This is a genomic window from Providencia sp. PROV004, assembly GCF_011045615.1.
Taxonomy (GTDB): Bacteria; Pseudomonadota; Gammaproteobacteria; order Enterobacterales; family Enterobacteriaceae; genus Providencia; species Providencia rettgeri.
The window spans coordinates 4,496,659-4,522,222 of record NZ_CP042859.1 but is presented as its reverse complement, the minus strand read 5'-3'; the positions used below and the strand labels follow the sequence as shown (position 1 = coordinate 4,522,222).

At 36.1% G+C, this 25,564-nt stretch carries 25 protein-coding genes; 6 read left to right on the top strand and 19 right to left on the bottom strand.

Features of this window, described 5'->3' with window-relative positions:
* Positions 1-23: 23 nt before the first annotated feature.
* Both FVA69_RS20960 and envC read right to left on the bottom strand, forming a co-directional pair.
* Positions 24-1,082 carry a divergent polysaccharide deacetylase family protein gene (locus tag FVA69_RS20960; protein ID WP_004906939.1) on the bottom strand — a complete coding sequence of 353 codons (1,059 nt, stop codon included), beginning with the start codon at positions 1,080-1,082 and terminating at the stop codon, positions 24-26.
* Positions 1,083-1,112: 30 nt separating this feature from the next.
* Positions 1,113-2,402 carry a murein hydrolase activator EnvC gene (gene envC, locus FVA69_RS20955; RefSeq protein ID WP_115168198.1) on the bottom strand — a complete coding sequence of 430 codons (1,290 nt, stop codon included), beginning with the start codon at positions 2,400-2,402 and terminating at the stop codon, positions 1,113-1,115.
* A gap of 433 nt (positions 2,403-2,835) precedes the next feature.
* Here envC and FVA69_RS20950 point away from each other — a divergent pair, with 433 nt between their 5' ends.
* The 6 genes from FVA69_RS20950 (at position 2,836) to FVA69_RS20925 (ending at position 6,508) form a co-directional block, all read left to right on the top strand.
* A complete protein-coding gene (locus tag FVA69_RS20950; protein WP_004265159.1) occupies positions 2,836-3,273 on the top strand; it encodes a rhodanese-like domain-containing protein in 438 nt (145 codons plus the stop codon).
* A gap of 129 nt (positions 3,274-3,402) precedes the next feature.
* Positions 3,403-3,879, top strand: coding sequence for a protein-export chaperone SecB (gene secB, locus FVA69_RS20945; RefSeq protein ID WP_004906947.1), 477 nt, complete (start codon positions 3,403-3,405; stop codon positions 3,877-3,879).
* Positions 3,879-4,907 carry an NAD(P)H-dependent glycerol-3-phosphate dehydrogenase gene (gpsA, locus tag FVA69_RS20940; protein WP_004906948.1) on the top strand — a complete coding sequence of 343 codons (1,029 nt, stop codon included), beginning with the start codon at positions 3,879-3,881 and terminating at the stop codon, positions 4,905-4,907. Before secB ends, gpsA begins: the two co-directional genes overlap by 1 nt.
* A 23-nt stretch (positions 4,908-4,930) precedes the next feature.
* A complete protein-coding gene (gene cysE / locus FVA69_RS20935) occupies positions 4,931-5,752 on the top strand; it encodes a serine O-acetyltransferase (protein WP_004906950.1) in 822 nt (273 codons plus the stop codon).
* 151 nt (positions 5,753-5,903) lie between these two features.
* The gene (locus FVA69_RS20930) at positions 5,904-6,149 is read left to right on the top strand and encodes an AbrB/MazE/SpoVT family DNA-binding domain-containing protein (RefSeq protein WP_004906951.1); all 246 of its coding nucleotides are present in this window, start codon (positions 5,904-5,906) and stop codon (positions 6,147-6,149) included.
* Positions 6,146-6,508, top strand: coding sequence for a type II toxin-antitoxin system PemK/MazF family toxin (locus tag FVA69_RS20925; RefSeq protein ID WP_004906953.1), 363 nt, complete (start codon positions 6,146-6,148; stop codon positions 6,506-6,508). Before FVA69_RS20930 ends, FVA69_RS20925 begins: the two co-directional genes overlap by 4 nt.
* Before the next feature lie 29 nt (positions 6,509-6,537).
* Here the strand turns inward: FVA69_RS20925 and trmL are convergent, their stop codons facing one another.
* From trmL to FVA69_RS20840, 17 genes are all read right to left on the bottom strand, one after another.
* The gene (gene trmL, locus FVA69_RS20920; RefSeq protein WP_109912518.1) at positions 6,538-7,041 is read right to left on the bottom strand and encodes a tRNA (uridine(34)/cytosine(34)/5-carboxymethylaminomethyluridine(34)-2'-O)-methyltransferase TrmL; all 504 of its coding nucleotides are present in this window, start codon (positions 7,039-7,041) and stop codon (positions 6,538-6,540) included.
* Between the two features lie 159 nt (positions 7,042-7,200).
* Complete coding sequence (galE, locus tag FVA69_RS20915; protein ID WP_109912517.1) at positions 7,201-8,226, bottom strand: UDP-glucose 4-epimerase GalE; 1,026 nt, start codon at positions 8,224-8,226, stop codon at positions 7,201-7,203.
* 17 nt (positions 8,227-8,243) lie between these two features.
* Positions 8,244-10,322, bottom strand: coding sequence for a polysaccharide biosynthesis tyrosine autokinase (locus tag FVA69_RS20910; RefSeq protein ID WP_202983390.1), 2,079 nt, complete (start codon positions 10,320-10,322; stop codon positions 8,244-8,246).
* Between the two features lie 35 nt (positions 10,323-10,357).
* Positions 10,358-10,786 (bottom strand): tyrosine phosphatase, encoded by a 429-nt coding sequence (locus FVA69_RS20905; RefSeq protein WP_004906960.1) that lies wholly within the window; start codon positions 10,784-10,786, stop codon positions 10,358-10,360.
* 5 nt (positions 10,787-10,791) lie between these two features.
* Positions 10,792-11,946 carry a polysaccharide export protein gene (locus FVA69_RS20900; protein ID WP_164529292.1) on the bottom strand — a complete coding sequence of 385 codons (1,155 nt, stop codon included), beginning with the start codon at positions 11,944-11,946 and terminating at the stop codon, positions 10,792-10,794.
* Between the two features lie 192 nt (positions 11,947-12,138).
* The gene (locus FVA69_RS20895) at positions 12,139-13,575 is read right to left on the bottom strand and encodes a phosphomannomutase (RefSeq protein WP_164529291.1); all 1,437 of its coding nucleotides are present in this window, start codon (positions 13,573-13,575) and stop codon (positions 12,139-12,141) included.
* 2 nt (positions 13,576-13,577) lie between these two features.
* Positions 13,578-14,984 (bottom strand): mannose-1-phosphate guanylyltransferase/mannose-6-phosphate isomerase, encoded by a 1,407-nt coding sequence (locus FVA69_RS20890; protein ID WP_164529290.1) that lies wholly within the window; start codon positions 14,982-14,984, stop codon positions 13,578-13,580.
* A 2-nt stretch (positions 14,985-14,986) separates the two neighbouring features.
* The gene (locus FVA69_RS20885; protein ID WP_164529289.1) at positions 14,987-15,700 is read right to left on the bottom strand and encodes a WecB/TagA/CpsF family glycosyltransferase; all 714 of its coding nucleotides are present in this window, start codon (positions 15,698-15,700) and stop codon (positions 14,987-14,989) included.
* Positions 15,697-16,860: a glycosyltransferase family 4 protein gene (locus FVA69_RS20880; protein ID WP_164529288.1), complete on the bottom strand. Its 1,164-nt coding sequence runs from the start codon at positions 16,858-16,860 to the stop codon at positions 15,697-15,699. Before FVA69_RS20880 ends, FVA69_RS20885 begins: the two co-directional genes overlap by 4 nt.
* Positions 16,861-16,868: 8 nt before the next feature.
* A complete protein-coding gene (locus tag FVA69_RS20875) occupies positions 16,869-17,741 on the bottom strand; it encodes a hypothetical protein (protein WP_164529287.1) in 873 nt (290 codons plus the stop codon).
* Positions 17,738-18,235, bottom strand: a complete 498-nt coding sequence (locus tag FVA69_RS20870) for a hypothetical protein (protein WP_164529286.1) — start codon at positions 18,233-18,235, stop codon at positions 17,738-17,740. The genes FVA69_RS20875 and FVA69_RS20870 overlap by 4 nt, the downstream gene beginning before the upstream one ends.
* 808 nt (positions 18,236-19,043) lie before the next feature.
* The gene (locus FVA69_RS20865; RefSeq protein WP_164529285.1) at positions 19,044-20,267 is read right to left on the bottom strand and encodes a CDP-glycerol glycerophosphotransferase family protein; all 1,224 of its coding nucleotides are present in this window, start codon (positions 20,265-20,267) and stop codon (positions 19,044-19,046) included.
* Positions 20,251-21,483 (bottom strand): oligosaccharide flippase family protein, encoded by a 1,233-nt coding sequence (locus FVA69_RS20860; protein ID WP_164529284.1) that lies wholly within the window; start codon positions 21,481-21,483, stop codon positions 20,251-20,253. The genes FVA69_RS20865 and FVA69_RS20860 overlap by 17 nt, the downstream gene beginning before the upstream one ends.
* An 11-nt stretch (positions 21,484-21,494) precedes the next feature.
* Positions 21,495-21,956 (bottom strand): adenylyltransferase/cytidyltransferase family protein, encoded by a 462-nt coding sequence (locus tag FVA69_RS20855; RefSeq protein ID WP_164529283.1) that lies wholly within the window; start codon positions 21,954-21,956, stop codon positions 21,495-21,497.
* A gap of 843 nt (positions 21,957-22,799) precedes the next feature.
* Entirely contained in the window at positions 22,800-23,504 is a 705-nt protein-coding gene (locus FVA69_RS20850) for a cytidylyltransferase domain-containing protein (protein ID WP_164529282.1), read from the bottom strand.
* Entirely contained in the window at positions 23,501-24,562 is a 1,062-nt protein-coding gene (locus FVA69_RS20845; RefSeq protein WP_164529281.1) for a nucleotidyltransferase family protein, read from the bottom strand. Before FVA69_RS20845 ends, FVA69_RS20850 begins: the two co-directional genes overlap by 4 nt.
* Positions 24,563-24,619: 57 nt before the next feature.
* Positions 24,620-25,489 (bottom strand): hypothetical protein, encoded by an 870-nt coding sequence (locus tag FVA69_RS20840; RefSeq protein ID WP_202983389.1) that lies wholly within the window; start codon positions 25,487-25,489, stop codon positions 24,620-24,622.
* Positions 25,490-25,564: the final 75 nt, after the last annotated feature.

The following is a 25,564-nucleotide window of genomic DNA, read 5'->3' as shown; positions in this document are numbered from 1 at the left end:
TAAGAAGGGGGAATACAAATGGCTTACTGCTGTTGCTTGAAAAGCGGGCGTTTTTGCGCTTTATCGCCCGAAACCAGCAGGGGTTGTAAAGCCTTATCGTTATAAATACTCTCAACAACAAACATAATAAAATCAATTCCCTGTCGCTTAGAGGTTGGTAATGTAAACTCACATATACCGAGCTCTTGCGGAATAATCACATTTTCTGGTTGGCTAACGGTCTCAGGTTGCCCGATGACAGCTTCTTCGGTTGGCGCTGTTTTTATTTCATTTTGCATTGGTTGTTCGGACTGAGGCTGTGCCTTCTTCGCTTCTTCAGATAACATTCTTAATGATGTTGGTTGTTTAGTTTTAGATTGAGGGCTCAGCAGAGTACTAACGGCAACTAATTCAACATCAGCAGGAAGTTGGGCAAGGTATTTTTGCAAGGCTCGAACGGTAGATGGGTGCGGATGGCCAATGGCAACTGCACTGCCGTGTTTACGCGCGTAAGCAACGGCTTTATTCAACTGAGTGCGGGTTTCTTCTTCCGATTGGTGGTTATCAATAAAAATATGGCGACGTAACGTGGGAACGCTGTACTCTTTGGCAGCATTACCTGCTTGAGTATTGCCAATAGTCACGCTATCGAGGAAAAACAAGTTTGACTTTGACAGGCTGTGCATCACATGGCGCATTCCTGCCAAGTTAGACGTCATCTCACTTCCCATATGGTTATTCATACCTTTTGCATAGGGAACCCGGCTTATCGCATTTTTAATAATACGGTCAATTTCCTCTGCACTCATCGATGGGGCCAATGTGTCTTTCTCTAATGGTTGCTTGCTCAATGGTTTCATTGGCATGTGAATGAGAATATCACGTCCTTGCTGATGCGCTTTTTCTGCGACTTCACGGCCATGAGGTGAGCTTGGCAAAATGGCAATAGTCACCGCTGGGGATAAGGCTAAAATTTGGTTATCTTCCTTGACGCGATATCCGAAATCGTCAATCACAATCGCTAATTTTGCAGCACTCACCGGTAGACACATCATCAATAATGAGAAGAGAATGAGTGGCCGAAAGGGAAAGTGCTTCAACATAATGTTATCCTAATTAATTGAATTTAAAATTTATCGTCCTAACCATGGACGAGGGTTCACGGTTTTACCTTGTCTGCGAATTTCAAAATAGAGGGCAGGACGTTCTTGGCCGCCACTGCTACCCACTAAGGCGATAGGTTGGCCCGCTCTAACCTCTTGGCCAACATTCACTAAGGCACTTTGGTTATAACCATACAGGCTCATATCCCCTTTACCGTGTTCAACGACGACAACGAGCCCATAGCCTTGCAACCAGTCAGCCAGTAACACACGCCCATCAGCGATGGCTTTGACTTGCGTTCCTTCATTAGCGGCGATAACCATGCCTTTCCAACGCAGTTCGCTGGAAATGACATCACCGTAGTTATGAAGCAATGAGCCGCGAACTGGCCAAATAGCTTGCCCAGCAGGGCGCCCTAAACCGCCAGTACGGGACATCAGAGAACGTTCACTCTCTGACGGTTTATAGGTTGAGCCTTTTTGTTTGGCTTGGCGCTCTTTTTCAGCGACTTGTGCGCGAATACGTGCGGCTTCTTTGGCCTCTCGCTCTGCTCTGGCCTTAGCTTCACGTTCGGCGCGAGCAATTTTGTCGCGTAATCTCGCTTCGTTTTGTTTTAGAACAGCAAGATTTTTTTGGTCTTCTTTTAATGTACTTTCAAGGGCATTTAAGGTTTTTTGCCGTGAAGCACGTGCATTATCCAACTTTCGTTTTTCTTGTTGCTGGCGAGCCAGCGTTGTTTTTTGTTCGGCTTGTTTTTTTTGTTCGAGTTGTTTTTGTTCTTGTAGCTCTTTAGTGGTTTCTTCTAATGCGGCAATGTTTTTTTCACGCGCTTGATTTAAATAGCTGTAATAGGCCAAAATACGTTCTTCTCGCTGGCCTTCTTCACCTTTGAACATGAGGGTTAACCCTTGGTGTTTACCTAACCGGAAGGCAGCGTCTAGTTGGTCAGCTAATAATTTTTCTTGTTGTTGTTTTTTGGTTTGTAGCTGCTTGATATTGCTATTTAAGGAAACAATTTCTTTATCTAATTGTTTTAGCTGATTTTGAGTTTCATGCAGGCTACGCCCTGCGGCGGAAATGCTTTGCTCTTGTTGTTTAAGTTGTTCAAGCAGTGCTGAGCGCTTGGCTTGTTGTTCTTTTACGCTTTTTTCTTTTTCAGCAATACTTTTGAGTAAATCATGTAATTGCCCTTTATTTTCAGTGATCTGGTTGGCAAACACAGTTTGTGTTGGGGCGAGCGCAAGCAACCCTAACCCAAAGAGAGCGCTAATAGCCTGACGAATAAATGAAATTTTCATTCGATGATGTGTATTGGCCATCGTGATAAATCACCTCAATTAAATGCAATAACTGATTATTTCATCTGCAAGTGATGGTTTCCAGCACTGTCTAACAAATAGTATTGAAAACATTTATAAATTCGGACTTTTGCCCTGAATCAGAACTATATTAAGTCAAATAACACAGTTTTATTATCACTGATTTATTTTGTATAGCCAGTATTCAATACTTTTTTCTTATTCACTGCCTATTTGAAGCACGATTTAGACCTGTTTCGCACGTTTATGATAAAATATTTGCGTACCGCTTCGAAACAGAAAAGCGATTTTTCACTGAACGGTGTTAATTTTGCGTGCCTTAGCGCAAAAAAAATAAGCTAGTTTGCGGGAATTGGCTGTAATTAGCTCAACACAAAGGTATACTCAGAACCCTTTGATATTCGTTTTTAACTAACGGGAGTGATTGCCCCCCATGATCCAAGAAATCATGCAATTTGTAAGCCGGAACATGTTATTGAGTCTGGTTTGGATAGCGCTATTAGTTGCTGTGGTTGTTATGACCTTTAAAGGCCTTTTCTCTAAAACGAAAGTGATTGCTCGTTCACAAGCGATTACACTGATTAATAAAGAAGAGGCGGTTGTTGTCGATTTACGTTCTCGCGATGATTTCCGTAAAGGGCACATTATTGATTCTATTAACTTAACACCGTCTGAAATTAAAGAGAATAATTTAGGTGAATTAGAAAAACACAAACAGAAACCAGTGATTATCGTTTCTGCGAGTGGTATGGAATCAGGTAAACCTGCTGAACAGCTGGCACAACACGGTTTTGAAAAAGTCTTTGTCCTGAAAGAAGGGATCTCTGGCTGGGCAGGTGAAAACCTTCCGCTAGCTCGTGGTAAGAAGTAGTTATCCAGCATGTATTTGCTCCCAAGTTATATTCGCATTATGTGACTTGGGTAGCGCAATGCAGCGAACACCCCTGTAGCTCAAAGAATGACAGGGAAAATTCATATGGAAGTTAAAGGTACATAAACTATGTCAGAACAAAACAACTCAGAAATGGTTTTTCAAATTCAACGCATTTATGCAAAAGACGTTTCATTTGAAGCACCTAATGCACCACACATCTTTCAACACGAGTGGCAGCCAGAAATTAAATTAGATTTAGATACTTCTTCAACTCAGCTGTCTGAAGGTGTTTATGAAGTTGTTTTACGCGTCACAACGACTGCAACTTTAGGTGAAGAAACCGCTTTCCTGTGTGAAGTCCAGCAAGCGGGTGTTTTCTCTATCGAAGGTATTGAAGGTACTCAAATGGCACATTGCTTAGGTGCATATTGCCCGAACATCCTGTTCCCATATGCACGTGAAGCAATCACTAGCTTAGTGGGCCGTGGTACATTCCCACAATTGAACTTAGCGCCAGTTAACTTTGATGCACTGTTCATGAACTATTTACAGCAGCAACAAGGTGAACAAGCGCAGAACTCAGAAGCTCAACAGGACGCTTAATGAATACTGCTTCAATGACAGTGATCGGTGCCGGCTCGTACGGCACCGCTTTAGCCATTACGCTTGCACGTAATGCACATCAGGTTGTGTTATGGGGCCATGACCCAAAACACATTCATCAATTAGAACAAGATCGCAGCAATCAGGCGTTTTTGCCTGGCGTTTCTTTTCCTGATAGTTTATCTCTCGAAACGGACTTAAAATGCGCCGTTGAGGCGAGCCCTAATATCTTGATTGTGGTACCGAGCCATGTTTTTGGTGATGTACTAAAGCAAATCCAGCCATACTTACGCGCAGACTCCCGTATTATTTGGGCGACTAAAGGCTTAGAAAGGGATACTGGCCGTTTGTTGCAAGAAGTGGCACGTGAGGTATTAGGTAATGAAATTCCTCTGGCTGTGTTGTCCGGTCCAACGTTTGCAAAAGAGCTCGCCGCAGGTTTACCAACAGCAATTTCTGTTGCCGCAAGCGATAGCCAATTTGGTGATGACTTACAAAAGTTATTCCATTGCGGCAAGAGCTTTCGCGTCTATAAGAACCCGGATATGGTTGGGGTGCAACTGGGCGGTGCAGTAAAAAACGTGATTGCTATTGGTGCAGGTATTTCTGATGGCATGGGCTTTGGTGCGAATGCACGTACTGCATTGATTACCCGCGGTTTAGCTGAAATGAGCCGTTTAGGTGCAGCTTTGGGAGCAGACCCTGCAACTTTTATGGGTATGGCAGGCTTAGGTGACCTTGTGTTAACGTGTACAGATAACCAATCCCGTAACCGCCGTTTTGGCATGATGCTAGGTGATGGCGTTAGCGTTGAAGATGCAGAAAAAGAGATTGGCCAAGTCGTTGAAGGCTATCGTAATACCAAGGAAGTTCGCGCACTAGCTGAGCGGGCAGGTGTTGAAATGCCAATTACTGAGCAAATTTATCAAATCCTTTACCGCCATAAAAATGTGTTAGAGGCGGCGCAAGCACTACTAGGGCGTGCGACGAAAGATGAAATTGCCGATATGCCAAAGCTGCATGATTAATAAAAATAGATAGGTGAGTGATTATGTCGCGTGAAGAACTGGATAGAATTTGGGGTTTCATTAAAGATGAAGCGAAGTCTCTTGCGGACTGCGAACCACTCCTCGCCAGCTTTTTTAACGCGACATTGTTAAAGCACGACAATTTAGGCAGTGCGCTCAGCTATATGCTAGCCAATAAACTGAGCTCGCCGATTATGCCAGCGCTTGAAGTGCGTGAAATTGTTGAAGAAGCTTATCGCAATGACGAAGGCATGATTTTCTCTGCAGCAATGGACTTAGCCGCGGTTCGCCTACGTGACCCTGCCGTTGATAAATATTCCACTCCATTATTGTATTTGAAAGGTTTCCATGCCTTGCAAGCCTATCGCATCGGTAATTGGCTGTGGAAAGAAGGCCGCCAAGCGCTGGCGGTTTACCTGCAAAATCAAATTTCCGTTTCATTTGGGGTCGACATCCACCCAGCCGCCCGTATTGGTTGTGGCATCATGCTTGATCACGCAACTGGCATCGTGATTGGGGAAACTGCCATTGTCGAAAATGATGTATCAATCCTACAATCCGTCACACTCGGTGGTACCGGGAAAACCTGTGGTGACCGCCACCCGAAAGTGAGGGAAGGGGTGATGATTGGTGCAGGGGCAAAAATTCTAGGCAATATTGAAATTGGCCGCGGCGCAAAAATTGGTGCAGGTTCAGTTGTGCTTCATCCCGTTCCACCGCACACCACAGTGGCAGGGGTTCCCGCACGTATTGTCGGCAAACCCACCAGTGATAAACCGTCCTTAGAAATGGATCAAAACTTTAATGGCAGTATTTGGGGTTTTGAAGATGGGGATGGGATTTGAGTTGTGAGGGTTCTAGTTCGATCGTTTTCATTTTTGATTTCCTTCATTTGTATATAAATCGACCAAAAATTTGCTTTAACCTCAATGAAGTTATACAATGTTTATACATTGAGAAACTAATATACTCAAAAATAAGTATGGGGTAAGAGAAATGAGCGTTGCTATAAAAAAATGGGGAAATAGCCAAGGCATTGTTATCCCATCAGCTATCTTAAAACAATTAGGTATTGAGGTTGGTCAACGTCTTGATATTTCTGTTAATAACGGTAATTTGGTTCTTTCTCCCAAAAAGAAGATAAGGATGTTTTCTGAAGCTTATTTGCTTGACAATATGAATGAATATAATAGTCATTCAGATGAACTTGCTCAAATTAATGATATGGAAATTGGTGAATGAGTAAAAGTTACATACCAAGGCGAAATGATATTATTTGGTTAGATTTTGACCCAACGAAAGGAAAAGAAATAGGAAAATATCGGCCTGCACTCGTTTTATCCAGTGTGGAATATAATAAAAAATCAGGCTTGGTAATTTGTTGTCCTATTAGCACAAGCATTAGAGGGCACATAACAGAAGTAGGGATAAATAATCTTGATACTCCGTGTGTTGCTGCGGCAAACCTTATTCAAACACTATCTTGGAAAGATAGAAGTATGAAGTTTGGGGTAGTTGCTGATGAGGGGGTTCTTGATAGTGTGCTCGCAAGGTTGATCCCATTAATTGGTGGAGAGCATTTTTTTATTGATTCAAACTAAAGGAACTCAAACTGAGCTCCTTTTATAGTCTAGTCCTTTAGCAGCGCCCCTGAATACCCCAATTGCCTCCATGCTTCAAACACAACCACTGCCACAGAGTTGGATAAATTCATACTGCGGCTGTCTGCCAACATAGGAATACGAATTTTCTGCTCCATTGGCATGTTATCTAGCACATAAGGCGGTAAGCCGCGAGTTTCAGGGCCAAACATCAAATAGTCATTTTGTTGGTAGCTGACATTGCTGTGGCTTGGTTTACCTTTAGTGGTTAAGGCAAACACGCGAGCCCCACTTTCAGATTGGTTATTATCCGGGTTTAGCCCTTCACTTTTTAAAAAAGTAAAATAATCATGGTGGTGCTTGATATCGGCAAATTCGCTATAGTCCAACCCTGCACGGCGTAAGCGTTTATCATCCCATGTAAACCCAAGAGGGTGAATAAGATGCAAATCAAAGCCAGTATTGGCACAAAGACGAATGATATTGCCAGTATTTGGCGGTATTTCTGGTTCGAATAAAACAATGTGTGGCATAACGTTAAGCTGATATTTTTGATAAGAAATGATGGGAAGAGTTTACGCGCAAATGGGTTTGTTTTCATGTGGAACTTTTATTTGTACTGTAAAAATTATTTGAACCCTGAAAACAAAAAACGAGCCATAAAGGCTCGTCTCTGAAATAACTCGTTGAGGTTAGCTATTATAACCATTAGGGTTCATGGACTGCCAACGCCAGCTATCATTCACCATATCTTGAATAGAATACTGCGCCTTCCAGTTTAAATCTTTCAACGCTTTTTCTGGGCTAGACCAGCATTCCGCAATATCACCGGGGCGTCTTGCTACAATCTCATATTTAATTGGCTTGCCTGCTGCTTTTTCAAAAGCAGTAATAATTTCCAGCACACTTGTGCCAGTTCCTGTACCAAGATTGTAAACATGTAATCCTGCTTGTTGGCTAACTTTATTCAGTGCGGCAATATGGCCATCGGCCAAATCCATCACGTGAATATAATCACGAACGCCAGTGCCATCCGGTGTTGGGTAATCATTACCAAATACCATGACTTGTGGGCGGCGGCCTACAGCGACTTGTGAAACAAACGGTGCCAAATTATTTGGAATACCTTGCGGGTCTTCCCCCATGGTTCCGGATGGGTGTGCGCCAACAGGGTTAAAGTAACGCAGCAATGTTAGTGACCAATCATCTTCCGCAGTATATAAATCCGAAAGGATACGCTCAACCATATACTTACTGGTTCCATATGGGTTGGTGGTCCCACCGACTTTGGAATTTTCTGTTAATGGTACTTCTTCAGGGTCGCCATAAACGGTTGCCGATGAACTAAAAATCAGGCTTTTAACACCGGCTTTTTTCATGCTTTCCACTAATACCAGTGTGCCATTGACGTTAACATCATAGTATTCAATCGGTTTCTGCACTGACTCACCAACGGCTTTTAACCCAGCAAAGTGAATGACGGAATGAATTTGATGATTAGCAAAAATGGACGCTAAAATTTGGCGATCACGCACATCACCTTGGTAAAAGACCGGCTTAACACCTGTGATAGCTTCAATACGGTTAAGCACTTCAAGGTTAGCATTATGCAAGTTATCTAAAATAACCGGCTGCATCCCTTGCTGGATCATCTGTACACAGGTATGGCTACCAATGTAGCCAAGACCACCAGTAACGAGAACGTGTTGATTATTCATCTCAATATTCCTGAGTCTTAATATTCGTAATGGTAGTTATAATCGTCAGATCTTGCATCAATACCATTCAAGATCACACCCGTAATTTCGATATCATTTTGCTTAAAGCGTTTCAGTGATAAATCGACATCTTTCACGGTATTCACCCCGTAGAAAGCAATCAGTAATGAAGTACCGACATATTTACCAATAATTGCTGAGTCAGTAATTGCTAAGATTGGTGCGGTATCGATCACCACAATGTCGTATTGGTTTTTGACTTTATCCAGCAACTGCTTAAAGCGCTCACCCATTAATAATTCAGACGAGTGAGTGACATTTTTACCACGGCAAATCACATCAAGATTTTCAATCACGTTGGCATGAATAGTGGGTGATTCTATGTTTTGCTGTGACAGATATTCAGATAAGCCCGCTTTATTGTTTAACCCAAAGGCTTTGTGCAAACGACCTTTACGTAAGTCGGTATCGATTAATAACACTTTCTTACCTGCGTTAGCCAGTACCACCGCCATATTGGAGGTAACAAAACTTTTCCCGACTCCAGGTGACGCACTAGTCACCATAACGAGGTTGTTACCTTGGTTCATAACCGAGAAGTACACGCTGGTACGTAATGAACGGATAGCTTCAACCGCGGTATCTGCTGGGTTTTCTATCGCTAATGGGCTCTTATTGCCAGCCTCAATCAGTTTTTTCTCATGGGCTGAGAAAGGAATGGTGGCGTAGACGTTGACACCCAATGCATCGATATCTTCCGTGCTCTTAATTTTATTATTAAAGAACTCGCGAGCAATCACATACGCACAGCCGACAATAAAGCCAAGGATAGTGGCAAGAGCAACAATCAGTGATTTTTTTGGTGCCACAGGCTTTGGTTGGGACTCCGCAGAATCAATAATACGCACATCCGCGGTAATACCGGAGTTCAGTACACTGAGCTCTTGTTGTTTCGCAACTAACTGAGCGTAAATCGCTTGTTCTGCTTCAACATCACGGGTTAAACGGACGATTTCTTGTTGGGTATTCGGTAATTTTTGAATGTTTTTGCTGATTTTTTCTTTTTCGCGTAACAACTGTTGGCGCTTGTCTAATAGGGACTGATAAGCTGGGTGGTTACGAGTATATAACTGTTGAATCTCCACTTCTTTGAAGGTCAATTCATTGAGCTTTTCTTCGACCTGCAAAGCAGTATCTAAAGCGGCTTTGGCTTCTAAAGAAAGGTCAATCGATTCATTCTTTTTGCGAAAGGCATTGAGCTGGTTTTCGTAGTTATCTAATTTCTTTTTAATAGTCGGTAAATAGCCATCTAAGAACACGAGTGTATTGTTGGTGACTTCTTTTTTACGTTCGGTATTTTGGTCTACATAGTTTTGGATAACACTGTTGAGAATGTTAACATTCTCAACTTGATCCGCACCTTTAATGGCTAAACTGATAATACCGGTACCTTTGCCCACTTCCGCGATGGTTAGGGTATTGCGTAAGTCTTCAATGGTGGAGTAACGGGCATTTTTGATTAATGAAAACTCTTCGCCAGTTTCAGCCGCGAAACTGGAAATTAATAAGTTAATTTCCCCTTGTTTGAGCACTTCACCCACTTTACCTTGCAAGACTTGGCCATCCACATTGAGGGAATAATTATTATCCCCCAAATACGTCAGGGTCAATGGCTGGCCAATTAAGTTTTCAGGTAATTGAAATAGGGCAATATGGACGGGAGCCACTTCACCAAGTAACTTACTGACAAAGCCTTCAGGGGCTGCTTGAGTGTCTAAGTTCAAGTCTGCAACGGTTTTACCTAACACCATGCGGGACTTGATGACTTCAATTTCAGAGTCGACTTGGTTATTGCTGTTACCAAATGGCATGACATCACTCATTTGGTCGAGTAATGAGACCTGACCTAATTTGTCATACTGTAAGGTAGCATTCGCTTGGTATATGGGGGTTGCTAATAAACTGTATGCAATGGCGATAGCCGCAAAAATAACAGTAAAAAACCCAATTTTAATGGTGTTGGATTTCAAAACTTTAAACAGAGCGAGCAGATCGATTTCATCTGAGGCAGGGGAGCTATTTTTTGTTGTGTTCATAATAGGTTAAATGTTAAGTCATCCAATAAATAAAATTAAATTTTGCCTTGCCAAGCAATCGCGGCTTTTTCCATCAACTGGTAAACATGTTCAAACATTTCATCGCTGCGTTTGTGCGGGTCAGGAATTTCGGTTTTATTGATCCATTGCCCAAATAACATCACCTTACCGCGAGTTTCAGGAAACTGCTGGTGGATTTTAGCAATATGATCGTTTTCCATCACTAGGATTAAGTCTGCTTTATGGCATATTTCGCTGGTTAATCGACGTGATTGATGGTTTTCAAGGGAAAGGCTATGTTGCTCGGCAATCCGGATGGCACTGTCATAAGCAGGCATATCATTTTTAGCGATAATACCTGCCGAATGAACAGTTTTTTCGGGAAAATACTGTTGTAATAAACGCTCCCCCGTAGGAGAGCGGCAGATATTTCCCATACAAACAACGAGAATATTATTAAACATATCGATTACCAGTCGTGAATACGCTTGGTACCTTCGGTTAACTGATTATATGAAGCGATAGTTGGTAACAGTTGGGTAATCAAACGGTTCCAACGCACCACAGGCGCAGCGGTAACATACACTAAGTCATAAGGCTGCAGTTTAAATTCAGTACCCATTACAAGCGATGTCGCATCTGATAGGTCTAACTGATAAACAGCGGCCATTTTTTTCGGTAATAGAGCTTCGAGTTCTTTGTCTTCTGCTGGTTGGTTTTTAATTGGGCGAATAACAAATACCCCTGTTGCATTAGCTGTTGTTTGGTCTATCCCACTCGCTTTGCTTAAGGCTTCAGTAATACTCATACCCGCACGGTCAATGGTTAAGGTCGTTGGTTGACCCACTTCACCCATTACAAACACTTTTTGGCTATCATTACGTGGCACATATAGCACATCACCCGGTAGCATCAGGTAGTTTTGGGTTAAATCGCCGTACTGAACTAAATCTTGTAATGACACTTTGATTTCTTTGCCATTACGGGTGAGCACCACATTATCCCAATCGGCTTTTTCGGTTAAACCACCGGCATTATTAAAGGCTTCTAAGATAGTCAGTGGCACGTTGGTAATTGGCAAGGTACCTGGTTTCGCCACTTCACCCGAAACATACATTTTTTGTGAGCGGAAGGCGGCAATACTCACATCCACTTGTGGGGATTCGATATAGGTGGCTAAACGGTTGCTGATCAGAGTACGGATTTCAGTGACGGTTTTACCGATCACTTTGACTTTACCAATATACGGGTAGTAGATAGTCCCATCGGAATGTACCCAGTTACCGGAGTCTTGCGCACTACGGTATGAACCCGCAGGGATAGTCAGTTCAGGGTGATCCCAAACCGTGATAGTTAATACATCACCTGCACCTACACGGTATTCATAGTGAGTCAGTTGCTTTTCTAACTGCGCATTCGGTTTAGCAATGGTGGGGGCAGTGTACATATCATCCAATAATTTTGGCGAAATTGGGTAGATATCAACCAATTTAGTAATGTCACGGTCACCAGTATCAACCACATTTTTGCCTGAGGTTGATATATAGGCACCGGGGGTGACGGTGCAGCCTGTTAATAAAATACTGATTGTTAGTAGTGTAAGTGGGAAAGGCTTCCTAAACACGGTACCATCCTATGATAAAAAATGATTAGATAAGGTATAAGTGACGATGGATATCATCATTCCCACTTATACATAATGTGACAACGGAAGTAATTTATATTGATGCTCGTAATTTACCAAAGTTGTGATAATTATTATGCTGTTTATCGAAATAATAATTACTAAAGTGATCAGTATGACAAAGCCAAAAAGTTAACTTTCAGAGAAAGTTTGAATATTTTTTAGTGATTGCTGCACAATGGACTGTGCGGTTTGGTGATCATTCGCTTCGGCATAGCACCTTAATTCCGGTGCATTACCTGATGGCCTTAGATGAATAATATTACCATTTGATAATGTTATTCTTAGCCCATCAATTGCATTCAAATCTAGTAGTTGCTCATCACTAAAGCCTAAATGTTGCAATAAGTGTTTTGGGTTTTCTTGAGCTTTTTTAATGATAGATTTACTTTTCTCTGTTGCGAAATTTTGTATTCTATCACTAAAGGTAATGCGCTGTGGCAATGAATCAACTAATTCAGCAATTCCTTTTTCTTTTGCGGCAGATAGCAACATCAAAAAGGGTAACACCGCATCTCTGGTTGGTAGTGCAGATAATTTCTTACCATTAATTTCAATATTAGAACCTAAAAGAAAACCACCATTAGCTTCAAAACCCGCTATTTTCATATAATTTTTAGCTAAATCAGAAAATGCTTCAATAACATAAGGAGAACCAATTTTAGTTTGTTTTACACACTTAAAATCTTTATGTGATGAAATGATAGTATTGCAACTAACAGGGATTGCTAGCGCTTCAATATTCATCTCTAATGCACATAACAAACCTAATATATCCCCGCGTAGCCATTCGCCGTTTTCATCTGCAACAAGCGAACGATCGCCATCCCCATCAGTAGAAAAAATAGCATCAAGTTTGTGTAATTTTGACCAATTCCTTGCTTTTATCTTGTCCTCTTCAGACACAGCTTCAGTATCAATTGGAACAAACATGTCGCTACGGTCTAGAGAAATAACTTCAGCGCCAAGCTTTTTGAATAAAACTGGGTATATATCACGCCCAGCACTAGAATGCTCATAAATACCAATACGCTTACCAGCTAATAAATCTTCATTAAAAATAGACAAATACCGATTGAGATACTCTTCTGTAGCTAGTGTATTTATTGATAATATTTGTGGAGTAACATCTGGTATCTCAAATTGCGAGTTATTATTTAAAATAGCGACTTCATCAATTTTAGTGATTTCACCATCTGGTCGATAAAATTTTAGACCATTTCTATCGAATGGAATATGACTCCCCGTCACCATGATACAAGGAATATTATTTTTCATTGCGGTATATGCAAGCGCAGGTGTTGGAATCACACCGTAATATAGAGGTTCTATACCTTGTTGCTTTATCGCTGTTACACAGGCGGTAGCAATAAATTCACTGCTTGGGCGGTTATCTATGGCGATTGCTATTTGCTTGAAATCGAATTCATTTTTTAAGCTATTAATAAATGCATGGGTAAATGCAGAGCAGGATTCATTGGTAAATTGAGTGACTAATCCTCGAGCGCCACTAGTACCAAATTGTATCCCTGATTCTTTGATTATTTTATTACATTTTAATATACTCATTATTAGTAACCTTCGCCTTCAGTTCCTATGCGCTTAATATCATCTTCTGAAAGATATTGACCGGTACGAACTTCTATTATCTCTAAATCTATTTTTCCTGGGTTTTCAAAAGAATGAGGTGAACCAATAGGAATATAAGTTGATTCATTCTCAGTTATAAAATATTCAGAACTTCCATTTTTAACTTTTGCAGTACCCGATACGACAACCCAATGCTCTGCTCGATGATAATGAATTTGAGTGGCTGTTTTTTCACCTGGCCGAACAATAACTTTTTTAACGTGATAGCGCTCTCCATCAGCTATGTGTTCATGCTTTCCCCAAGGTCGAAAGATCTCTAGGTGTCTTAAATATTCAGTACGATTTTGCTGTTTAAGTATATTAACTATGTTTTTAACATCTTGAACATGGTTCTTGTTGACGACGAGTACGGCATCCTTTGTTTCAACAATAATTAAATCATTAACTCCTATAGCTGCAACAAGCTTGTTTTTTGCATAAATATAACTATTAGTACTATTTTCTATTAGAGTATCGCCTCTAATAACATTCCCATTAGAATCTTTATTTTGTACATCCCATAAGGCTGACCAAGAGCCTACATCGCTCCAACCTACACTCATTGGTATGACTGCCGCTTTTCGCGTTTTTTCCATAACGGCATAATCAATAGAGTCATTAGGGCAATCGGAAAATATATCTTTAGAGATTCTAATAAAGTCAAGATCATCATATGCAGAATTAATCGCATTACAACAGCAATGAAAAATTTTGGGACTATACTTTTTTAACTCATTCAAATAAGTAGATGCTTTAAATAAAAAGATACCGCTATTCCAGCTAAAAGAGCCGGATGTTAAATATGAATTTGCTGTTTCAATATCCGGTTTTTCAACAAACTCATCGACTTCAAATAAATTAGAAGATAATTTTTTACCTTGCTTTATGTACCCATATCCCGTTTCTGCATGTGTTGGAATTACTCCAAACGTTATAAGCATGTTTTCTTCAGCAGCATTTTGGGCACTTAATACTATTTTGTTAAAAGCTTCAATATTCGTAATTACATGATCAGCAGCCAAAACTAGCAACAAAGGGTCATTCCCCTCTTCCATGGCTTTTAACGCTGCTAAAGCGATAGCTGGTGCAGTATTTCGACTGACTGGCTCTAAAATTATAGATGCAGACGTAATGTTAATATCACGCAATTGCTCAGCAACCATAAAGCGATGGTCATTATTACAGATAACAATAGGCGAACTATTTGATAGCTCATTGATTCTATGTAATGTATTTTGAAGCATAGAATCTTTATTAACTAATGGGATAAATTGCTTAGGATATTGAGTTCGAGAAAGAGGCCATAAACGAGAACCTGAGCCCCCGGCTAAAATTACAGGAACTATCATAATTATTTACCTATATATCTAAAAAATAAAAAACTTTTAATTAAACGCTTTAATCTGAATAACTTTGGTTCTTGCATTAGGCGGTATACACTTTCGAGCCCGAGACTTTGTATAAACTTTGGTGCTCGATTTATTTTTTGTGCTAAAAATGATATTGAACCACCACAACCTACAACGAATCTAACCCCATATTTTTCTAGTAAAACTTTATTTTCCTCAATCCAAAACTCTTGTTTTTTTGCTCCAAAAGCAACGAATAAATAATAAGGTTTTATATCTTTAATTTTTTCAAGTATTTCAATATTTGATTTTTCTGAAAAAGGGTAAGGTTCAAAAGGGGGGGAATAACCATAACAATCTGAACCAAAACATTCTCTTGCTATTTTTACTGCTTGTTCGTTAACAGTAAGATTATCGCCGAGTAAAAATACTTTTTCTTTATTGTTACTTGAGATTTTTAAAATATCATAAATTAAGTCAGAGCCACTTATTTTATCAATTTTTTCTTTAACAAGTCTTTTAGCGAAAAAATAAGGTATTTGTCCATCAAAAGTTGAATAATTTGAATTTATTATTTCCATAAATGAAGAGTCTTTATGGGCATCAATAATGAATTCAGAATTTACAGTTACTACAAATTTGAGAGTATCTGAAGGAGAAAGTAATTTTTTAAGGTCTGTTCCCTTAAATTTTAACCCGAAAACTTCAACTGTCATTTTTGAATGCCCTCAAGTAGCTTAGTTAAATTTTTATCCCAAGAATATTTTTTTTCCGCTAAATTTCTTGCGTTAGTTGCCATTGATTGGCATAACTTTGGGTCATCCAATAATTTGATAATAGCTTTTGAGAAGCTATCTGGATCATCATGAATAAATGCATTAACTCCATTTACTAGATCTATACCCTCAGCACCAATACTTGTCGTAACTATGGGCATGCCTTTATATAATGCAGTTATATTTTTAACTTTCATTCCACTACCAAAACGCAGTGGGGATATAAACACCTTACATTTACTAAGTATGGTATTTAAATCATCAACAAAGCCACATACGACGACATTCTTTGACTCTAATAATAGGTTTTTTATATTATCTGAAATGTTTCCAATAATATAAATTTTGCTATTTCCAGTTTTATCTAAAATAAGGGGCCATATGTGAGCTAAAAACCAAGTTAGGCCATCCAAATTAGGTTCCCAAAACAAATTACCTAAGAAAACAATGTCATTATTTAATTCATCAAATTTTGATATAGGGTATTGCAATAATGAATCATCACCTAAATGGTAAGTTATTTTTATTTTTTCAGGAGGAATGCCTATATTAATTAATGCATCCTTATCATTAGGGGAGGAATAAATCAAATTAGCATTACCACATATTTTTTTTTCAAATTTTTTAACTCGTAATGCTTCAAAAGACAAAATTATTCTTTTTATTATATTATCTTCATTATTAGCTCTTCGAGACCATATTTTATATTCCGCATTATGTTGATGAAGAATTATTTTCTTATTTGTACTCTTTGGAATGTATTGATACATGATAAAATGGTCAACAAATATAACATCAGCATCATTTATTAATGAGTTAATATCATTATATAACGGAGGGCTATTATTCCTAGCTATTGATAATGGAGTGTTTTTAAAATAGCTTTTTATTAGATTTAAAGCGTTGGGGTTATAAACTTGCTCTTTTAATGGATATTCTACATGAGCATCGGAACAGGCCAAATTATTTAAATCAGTATTTAATGATACAATCTTCAAATCAACATACCGAGACAAAAAATCAATAATTTTCTTTGTTTTCAGTAACCCTCCTCCATCAACCTTATAAGGGTATCTAGGTGTCAATAATAAAACTTTCATTATTTTCCTTAGTTAAAACATAAATGTTTATCTCTAATTCCATCCTTTACTCCATGTAGAGTATGGAAAAGTAGCCCTCTATATTTTTTTTTCCAAACAAGAAAAAGTGAGAATAAAATATATTTGGAGAAAAAGAGAATAGAGTACTTAAAATACAGAGATTTGTTTGATGAGTATACACACTTATACGATAAAAAATACGCTAAAGAATAAAAAACTTTATTAGGGTAATTAGTTTTTCTTGGATGAAAAATTTTAATATTCGGTTGAAATATAAAATTTATTTTTTTTCCAGATATTAACCTTTCTAAATAGTCAGTTTCCTCACCCTGATTAATTACATTTCCTAATCCTATTTTTTCATTGAATCTATATCCTTTTGATATTTTATATGGCAAAACAAAAGAGATCGAACAGGTATAAAACATTATATCTTGTTTTTTTATCTTTTTTATAGACTTAATCTTGGGTACACCTTTAGATGTGAAAAAATTATTATTTTCATCGACAACAGGAAAAACATTTATAACATCATTACTATTTTCATGATTTAAAAAATTACAGTAGTCCTGACTATAGTAGCAATCGTCATCTGAGTATATTATACGATCAATATCACTGGGAGATAGATAATTTTCAATATAATCAAGAGCTAAATTACGGACTGCGGCTAAAGGAGCGATATGACAAATATCAATTATATGATAGTCGATAGTATATTGTTCAAATAAACCTGAATAATTTGATGGAATAGGCGATTGATTCACAAAAACAATAAATTTATTTTTGATATTATCAATTGAAGATATTAACTTATTCATATCAGTTGTTCTAGTACCATCACTAGTAAGTATAAAAATATTTTTAACTATAGAATTCATTTCGATTTATTAACCCTTTCCAGACAATACCAGATAAAAAACATAAATATGATATTATTAATGAAATATGATATTTCACCACGGTTGATATCCATAACCATACTAATTAATAATATGTAAATGTATGGATATTTTTTTGATAATTTATATATAATATAAATTATAATTGTAAATATCAAAGGGAATATATATGGACCTAATCCTCTAAATGCGCATAACGACTCTGTCAATGGTGTCAAAGCAAAACCCATTCCTACATCCATGTAAGCTGAAAAATTATAAGCAACAGAGTAAGGTTTTAGTTCAAAAAAAGCTCGTGGAATGTAATAAAATATCCAAGATAGATAAGGATTAATTGGCGAAGGGTAAATATCACATGAAGCGTAATTAGAATATACTGTAATAGTGGATGTAAGGTTTGTAAAAATAAATTCCCCAACATATCCTACAATAATATCAATGATATCACGTTCACCCCAGTTTACCTTATCCATTAAGCCCCTTGATAGCATCGCCAATATAATAGGGATTATAATCATGAGCATTTTTTTTACATTTAATTTATTTGTTTTGCTTAGAGTAAAGAGTGCTACTATCGAAAAGTATATTAAAAACTTCCTTCCTCCAATAGATAGGTCAATAAAGTAATATGTAGATGATAATAAAAATATGATAAATAAATTAAATCTATTGTTCTTTATATTGATATAATTAGTGAAAATAAAACATGTAAATACAGATACAATACTCCCTAATAGATACCAAATATCAACGTCAATATAATCTTTTATAGTTACTCTATCTTCTCCACTAAATGAGAGTTGATACAATCCACTAGAGAAAAACAACAATAAAGTAAATAAAAATAAAGCCGATGATATTATATATAATTTTATAATTTTATTATTAGATAGTAATTCGTTTCTTATGAAGTAAAAATTAAATTGTTTATTTTTAGGCTCATGTATAAATAGAGAAAATAAGAGTGTTAATAATGAATATGATATTAGTGCCGAATTAAAGACAAAAATGTCGCTATCATAATCATGGTTTTTAGGGAAAAAGTCATAAGAAAAATAATATATATAGATCGGACCGATAAACATATACATAAAATTAAAGAACAAGAACCAAAATGAGAAGGTTGATAGGCAGCTAAACCCTTTTTTTAAATTAGTGATTAAAAAAATAGAGAATGAAAGTAGGAAAAAAAAAGTAATTAAATTATAATCATATTGGCTAGTCAAATCTGAGATAAAAGCATATGAAAATGAAAGTAATGAAGATGAAAATAAAAAATACCTAGATAACATTATCATCACCTATATTTAATCTTTCCATAATCCTCTTGTAAATATCATCAGAGTTTTTAAGAGTTGCATTAGAATAATATTTCTTTAGAAAATTATGTTGCACTTGTGTTTTATCACTGTGAACTAAGTTTTTTATAATCATGTTTTTTAGTTCCGAGTATGTATAAGCTTTATCTCCGGGGGTAAACTCATCATAATCAAAATACATTTCTCTGGATTCTTGCTTGTATTCAATGATATCGAATGGATAAAATAGTAGAGGCTTATTTAAGAGTACGTAATCTAAGTAAATAGATGAATAGTCTGTAACTAATAAATCAAAAGTATTTAAGTAAGGATAGATATCAGAAACAACGTTAGTTATAATTTTTACACCTTTGAGATCAGACTTTGTTGAACTAAAGTGGTCACTAGGGTGTAACTTTATATAAAATAATAGGTTGTTACTCTCTGCAAATCTAGATAAGTCATCTAACTGAATTCCGGATGCTTTAAAGTAGTCTGTACCATTATCTCTAAATGTGGGCATTAATAGTATTTTTTTTCTTTTAGTTGGTTTAAATATAATTTTTTGTGCTTCTTTCTCAAACTCTAAATATATCTTTTGAAGACCGATTTTATCAAAGAAAATATCAGTTCGTGGAAAGCTACAAATAATAAAATTTTCTTTATGAACTTTGAAAGCACTACTAAGTATTGAGCACCAAAAATCACTAGGAGCAAACATTAGATTTGGTTTTTTGAAACACTCAGGTTCTAAAGTTCTATATTTTATTTTGTCAAATAAGTTTTCACTATTATATTTTTTAAATAAAGGGCCAGTCCGTATATCATATTCTATTTTTTTTAACGGTAGCCCATGCCATAAGTTTACATAAAACACATTTCTGGATGTCCAAAAACAAATATCTGTCGTATAGGAAGATACGAAGTATACGCCTGCTTTAAGCATAATTATCATGCCTTTTATACTTCTTCTTTTTACTGCATGATATCCTTTGTTTTTAAGTTCAGCTATTATGTTTTCATCATCGCTTATCCAATAACATTTAATGTTTTTATATGTATGATGACATTTCAGATAAGAGTACTTTGCATTATCATTAAATTTATTTCTGTAACTACCGAATAGCCATATTTTATTATCACGAGAAAAAAAACCACTTATATAATATAATGGCCAGAGGATTAATATTTTAATAAGATTTTTCATGTTTACCTAGTATAAAATACTTTATAAAAAATATAAAACGAATTAGAAAAACAGATATTTCTGATAGCAATACAATAATAGCCATTGATTTTGGTGTTAAGTTACCAGTAATAATAATAATAGGTGTTAATACTGTAAAAACTATAACTCCACAAAATACGCTGCGGTTTGTGATATTAGATTTTCCAAAAGATGAAAGTATTGGATAACCAATGATAATTGATGGAAATACAAATCCAAGTGTTATTATAAATATATTTAATACAGTATAGCTTGTACTATAAAAATCACCAAATATAAGAATGATTAATGCTTCTGATATATTATAACCGATAATTACACCTATAATTGATATTATAAAAGAAATTAACAATATTTTTTTAGCAATCGATAGATTTCTTTCTTTTGCCATGTATGGGTACAAGGCATTTGTTATAGGGTAGATTAAAGATTGAGCTGCAACATACAGTTTTTCAGATATAGCATAGGTGGATAAAGCAACTGCTCCTAATACAGTTCCAACTACTAGCCCACAGCTTACTGTATATGTTGAAACTGCCACTCTTGATATGAAAAACGGTAGTGTATCGAGAAATACAAGCCAAGTGTATTTTTTTGAAGGAACAGTGAATAAACTGTAACTCTTGTTTAAGACATACATGCAGATAATCGCAGGAATAGCATAAGATATGGCATAGAGAAAATATATATAATTTAAATCATTATCATTTTTAATAAAAACCAAGATGAAAACAATGAAAATAACTTTTGTTATAATGCCTGAAAAAGTAACCATTTTCATTTTTTGTATACTTACAAAAAACCATTGTGGTGTGAATATCAAGCCTAGTCCAGTAAAAAATAAACAAAATATAGAAAAAAAAGTTATATTTGGTATAGCTAGCGAAGCGAAAAAAAGTCCTATGATTGAAAGGGATAAAAAAATTAGCTTTAATAAACAAACGCTTGTAAAGTAATTTTTGTATTTGTTATCTGTTCGCCGAGATATTTTTCTTGGAGCAGATAAATCAAAGCCTAGGCCTAAAAATATTACAAGTAATTGCCCGATAGTAATAAAATATATATATTCACCAAAACTATCGCTAGATAAAATTCTAGTGAGGTAAGGAAGAACTAGAAATGGTGCTAAATAATTAAAAAATTGTAATATAAACAATAAAATTATATTGTTTATAAGAGTGTTTTTCTTTACCAAAATATTCTCTATTAGTACTTTAAAGCATCAAGTATGTTTTTAATTTCTGATACGGTTTCTTCTAATTTGACTAAACCTTCATTTCTAATTTTAGTAATTGATTTTTTTATGTCGGTTGTTGAAATGTTTTCTGTTCTTTCTAAATATTTTACATTACAATAATCGGATAAAAAATCAAATTTTCCTTCCCAATCATTTCCAATAGCAAATGTTGTGATATCATATTTTTGTATATCATTTACCTTCTGTTCCCAATTATGCTCAGGTATTACTAGATCTACATATTTACAAGCACTAACTATTTCACTGCGTTCTTCATATGAAAAAATTGATTCTTTGCCTTTTATTTTATTAAATTCATCAGTAGATATCCCTACAATCAATTGCTCTCCCATTTCACTTAACCTTTTCAACAGTCTAACATGACCGACATGAAATAAATCAAAAGTGCCATACGTTAGTATTTTTTTCATATTTAAATTTACCATAATTACAGAAAGATAATTTTGTATTATATGTCATTTTTAAGAAAAGTTTCCATATGTAAATACAATATCTATATTTAAAATATTTTATTAATATTAAGTTAAAATTTTATAATTAATTCATGCCAGTTTATAAATTATTTAGGTTCTATACTATTAATGTATCGTAGAGCTAAAATTAAAGAAGATAGCCTTGAAAATTGAAAGCAACCATAGCTACCGCACTGGGTTGTCGGGTCCCAGAGCACCATTGAATTTGTAAATGCATACTTATCAATTGAAAACATTGCATTTTTTGCTAATTTGCTCAATTGATAAGCAAAGCTTATTGTTTTTTTACCGCCAAAGGGTATGCCTCAGCATTTATTTGGTCAAGTAAAAAGCGATTAATAATACCATTAAAGCTAGTTACTGACTATCACTGCGATAGCGTTAGAGAATAGTCCTAACACAATCACCAATAGAATAAGTTATTTTAAATTATTAGGTTATAATCCTATTCTTACGCTTTGTACGCGATTAAATATTTAAGTTAAGTTATTCCTTGTATATCATTGCTTTTAGTGTGGGTTCAATAAAAGCCAGATCCTAATATTTCTATATTTATCCGAATTCCGTGTAGGAATAGATTAATAAAATGCTTAATTGATTATATTAATTAACTTGGTTGTCATAAGGGATTATATGAATGGTGTATTTTTGACTAGAATAATAATGTTTGAGGGATAAAAAAACGGATTATGCTAAAAACATAACCCGTTTTTGATAAAATATGCTGTCAAACTTAACAGTCCATGATGAAGGGGCTCGAAGCGAACTTGTTGCGCGGTATTATTCAGTTAAATTCTTAACTTGATGCATCAATAGCTCAGCAAAACTAAAATCAATTGATTGATCGATATCGACTGAGTGGATTGGGTCCATAATAAAGGCATATGACTCAGGGGTATAACGTATTTCACCATATTCCATTAGTTTTTTGGCATCGAAAATGTAGATGGCACCGTTGATGCGGTAAAAAGTGCTTAAATCTTGTGAGCGCTTTAATGATTCTGGGCGAATAAAATCACCCATTGAATGGTTTTTTGGCAGTGTATTTGCCCACAATGGTGAGTGTTCGCAAGGTGTTACTGAAACAATAGAAAATGCATTTTTTTCTATGTACATTTCTAAGGCATTATCAATGTGTTGTGCATTTCTAAGCGGAGAGGTTGGTTGTAATAAGACGATAATATCAACATCTTTACCGAATTTATCTAAAGTATATGTAAGTACACTTTCTGTTGATGCTTCGTCAGTGGCTAAATGTGAAGGCCTTAATTCAGGTACTTTTACACCATAGCTAGTACTAACTTCTGCAATATCTGCATCATCTGTACTAACAAATATATCATCAATATATTGGCTATTTTGTGCCGCTTCTATTGACCATGAAATTAAAGGCTGCCCTGCTAAAGGCAATATGTTTTTATGCGGTAGGCGTTTGCTTCCCCCTCTTGCAGGAATAAACGCCATAACTTTTTTATTATCTATCATGATTCTATACCTAAATTATAGATATCAATTTGTGCCTTATTGAAATCATCTAAACGGCCTATATCGAGCCAATACTCATAAATGGGATACATAAGAATATTTTTATTATTTTCAATGTGATGGCTTAATAATGTAGGCATGTCGATATAACTATTTTTTACTACAGAATTAATCATTTGTGGAGATACAACATAGATACCTGCATTGACATGATATTGATAACTTGGTTTTTCTACCATTGAGGTAATTTTTTGTCCTTCGCTATTAACCACGCCATAAGGTATTTGATATGAGTATTCTCTTACACACATAGTGGCATCGGCCCGATTATCATTATGAAATTTTAGTAGTTTATGATAATCTATAGTGGTTAAAATATCGCCATTAATCATAATGAGTGGATGTTCTTGGGAAAGATCTGCAGGTAATAGCCCCAGTGCTCCGCCAGTTCCTAATGGTTTATCTTCATAAACATATTGAATGTTCACACCTAATTTTTCACCATTACCAAAGTAATTCTGAATAACTTCGGGCATGTAATGCGTTGAAATATAAAAATTTGAAAAGCCAGCTTTGATAAAATGGCGAATAATGGTTTCTAGCATTGGCTTATTGCCAATTTTTAACATAGGTTTAGGGCAAGAGTCGGTTAATGGCTTTAACCGAGTACCAAAGCCGCCCGCCATGATGAAAACTGGATTTTGATATTTGGGTTTGCTTAATACGTTTTGTAATATTTCCAAACCAGCAATTTTTCCATTCTGAAGTAAAGGAATGGAAAGAATTTCTTTTACTCTCATTAATTCGACCAATTCTTCTTTCGGAGTGTCAATTTCCGCTGTCGTAGGATTGGTATTCATCACCATTGTTATGGGATCAGAGAGTGAAAGGTTGTTTAATAGTCCTCTGCGGATATCGCCATCTGCGACTACCCCGATTAAATAATCATTTTTATCAGTGACTAATGCAATGCGTAAGCCTTCTCTATTAATGACATCTAATGCATCTAATATTGTTGCAGAAGAAGGAAGTAATACATTTTTCCATTTAGAACTCATTCTTTTTACCCTAATTTTTATATTTAACTATTTGATTAGTTAGGTGTTTCTTTCTGGCTATCGGTCAAGTTTTTTAATTAACTCACACATATGTTGAATATCTTCAGTGGTGTAACGAGAATCTAACGGCAAAGATAGTATTTTTGGAGATAATTCATTTGAAGCTTCTTGTATTTCAGGCCAATGAACAGCTAAAAAAATGGAGTGTTCCATGAGTGTCAGTCGAACGTTATCACGATTTTTTAACGTTAAAGGTAAAAAGCTGGGGTATTCAGGTGAGATATCAATAAATTGATGACTATTTAAGTGTTGCTTCGCAGTGATTAGATTTTTTTTATGTATGGCTTTAGTCTGATCTAACTTACGATAAAACTGGTTAGTTAAGTTAATGCTCTTATCGTCAGCGGAAAATATTCCATTTGAATTATCTAATAATTTTTCTGCTTTTGAAAATAGTGTTAGGTAATGACTTTCTTCACCTTCAGATGATTCAATGAATTTTGCTTTTGCTTCTTTGGCTTGATATTTTAAATTTGAAAATATGGGAAGCGGTTCTTTTTTTATCTCAATTAAAGGAGTATTTGAAATTACCTGGCTAAAGTCTGAAATAGAAGATATTTTTCGTAAACTATTAAAATAACTCCATTTAACTGAATTTTTGAATTGCGGTAATTCGGTACCAAATACATCATCAATAATGATGGGAACAGTCAAACTCGCGAGTGCTGATTTAAAGGAATCCGAGGTGTGCCCAAAATATCTAATAAGATAAAAGGCGTCAACTTGTGTTGATATTGAGGGTAGTATGAATTCAAAATTATCATTTATTTTGTAGAAGGCGATTTCTATGTTGTACTCATGTAGGACATCAATCACTACTTGGCAGATGAAATCAGGAACAAGAATCCGTTTTTCTTGCAGTTGCATGGATTGGATTATCCACCGTAATGATGAGCGGCCACTATTGGTGGTGCCATAAAAATAGCCATCATGAAAAATTTC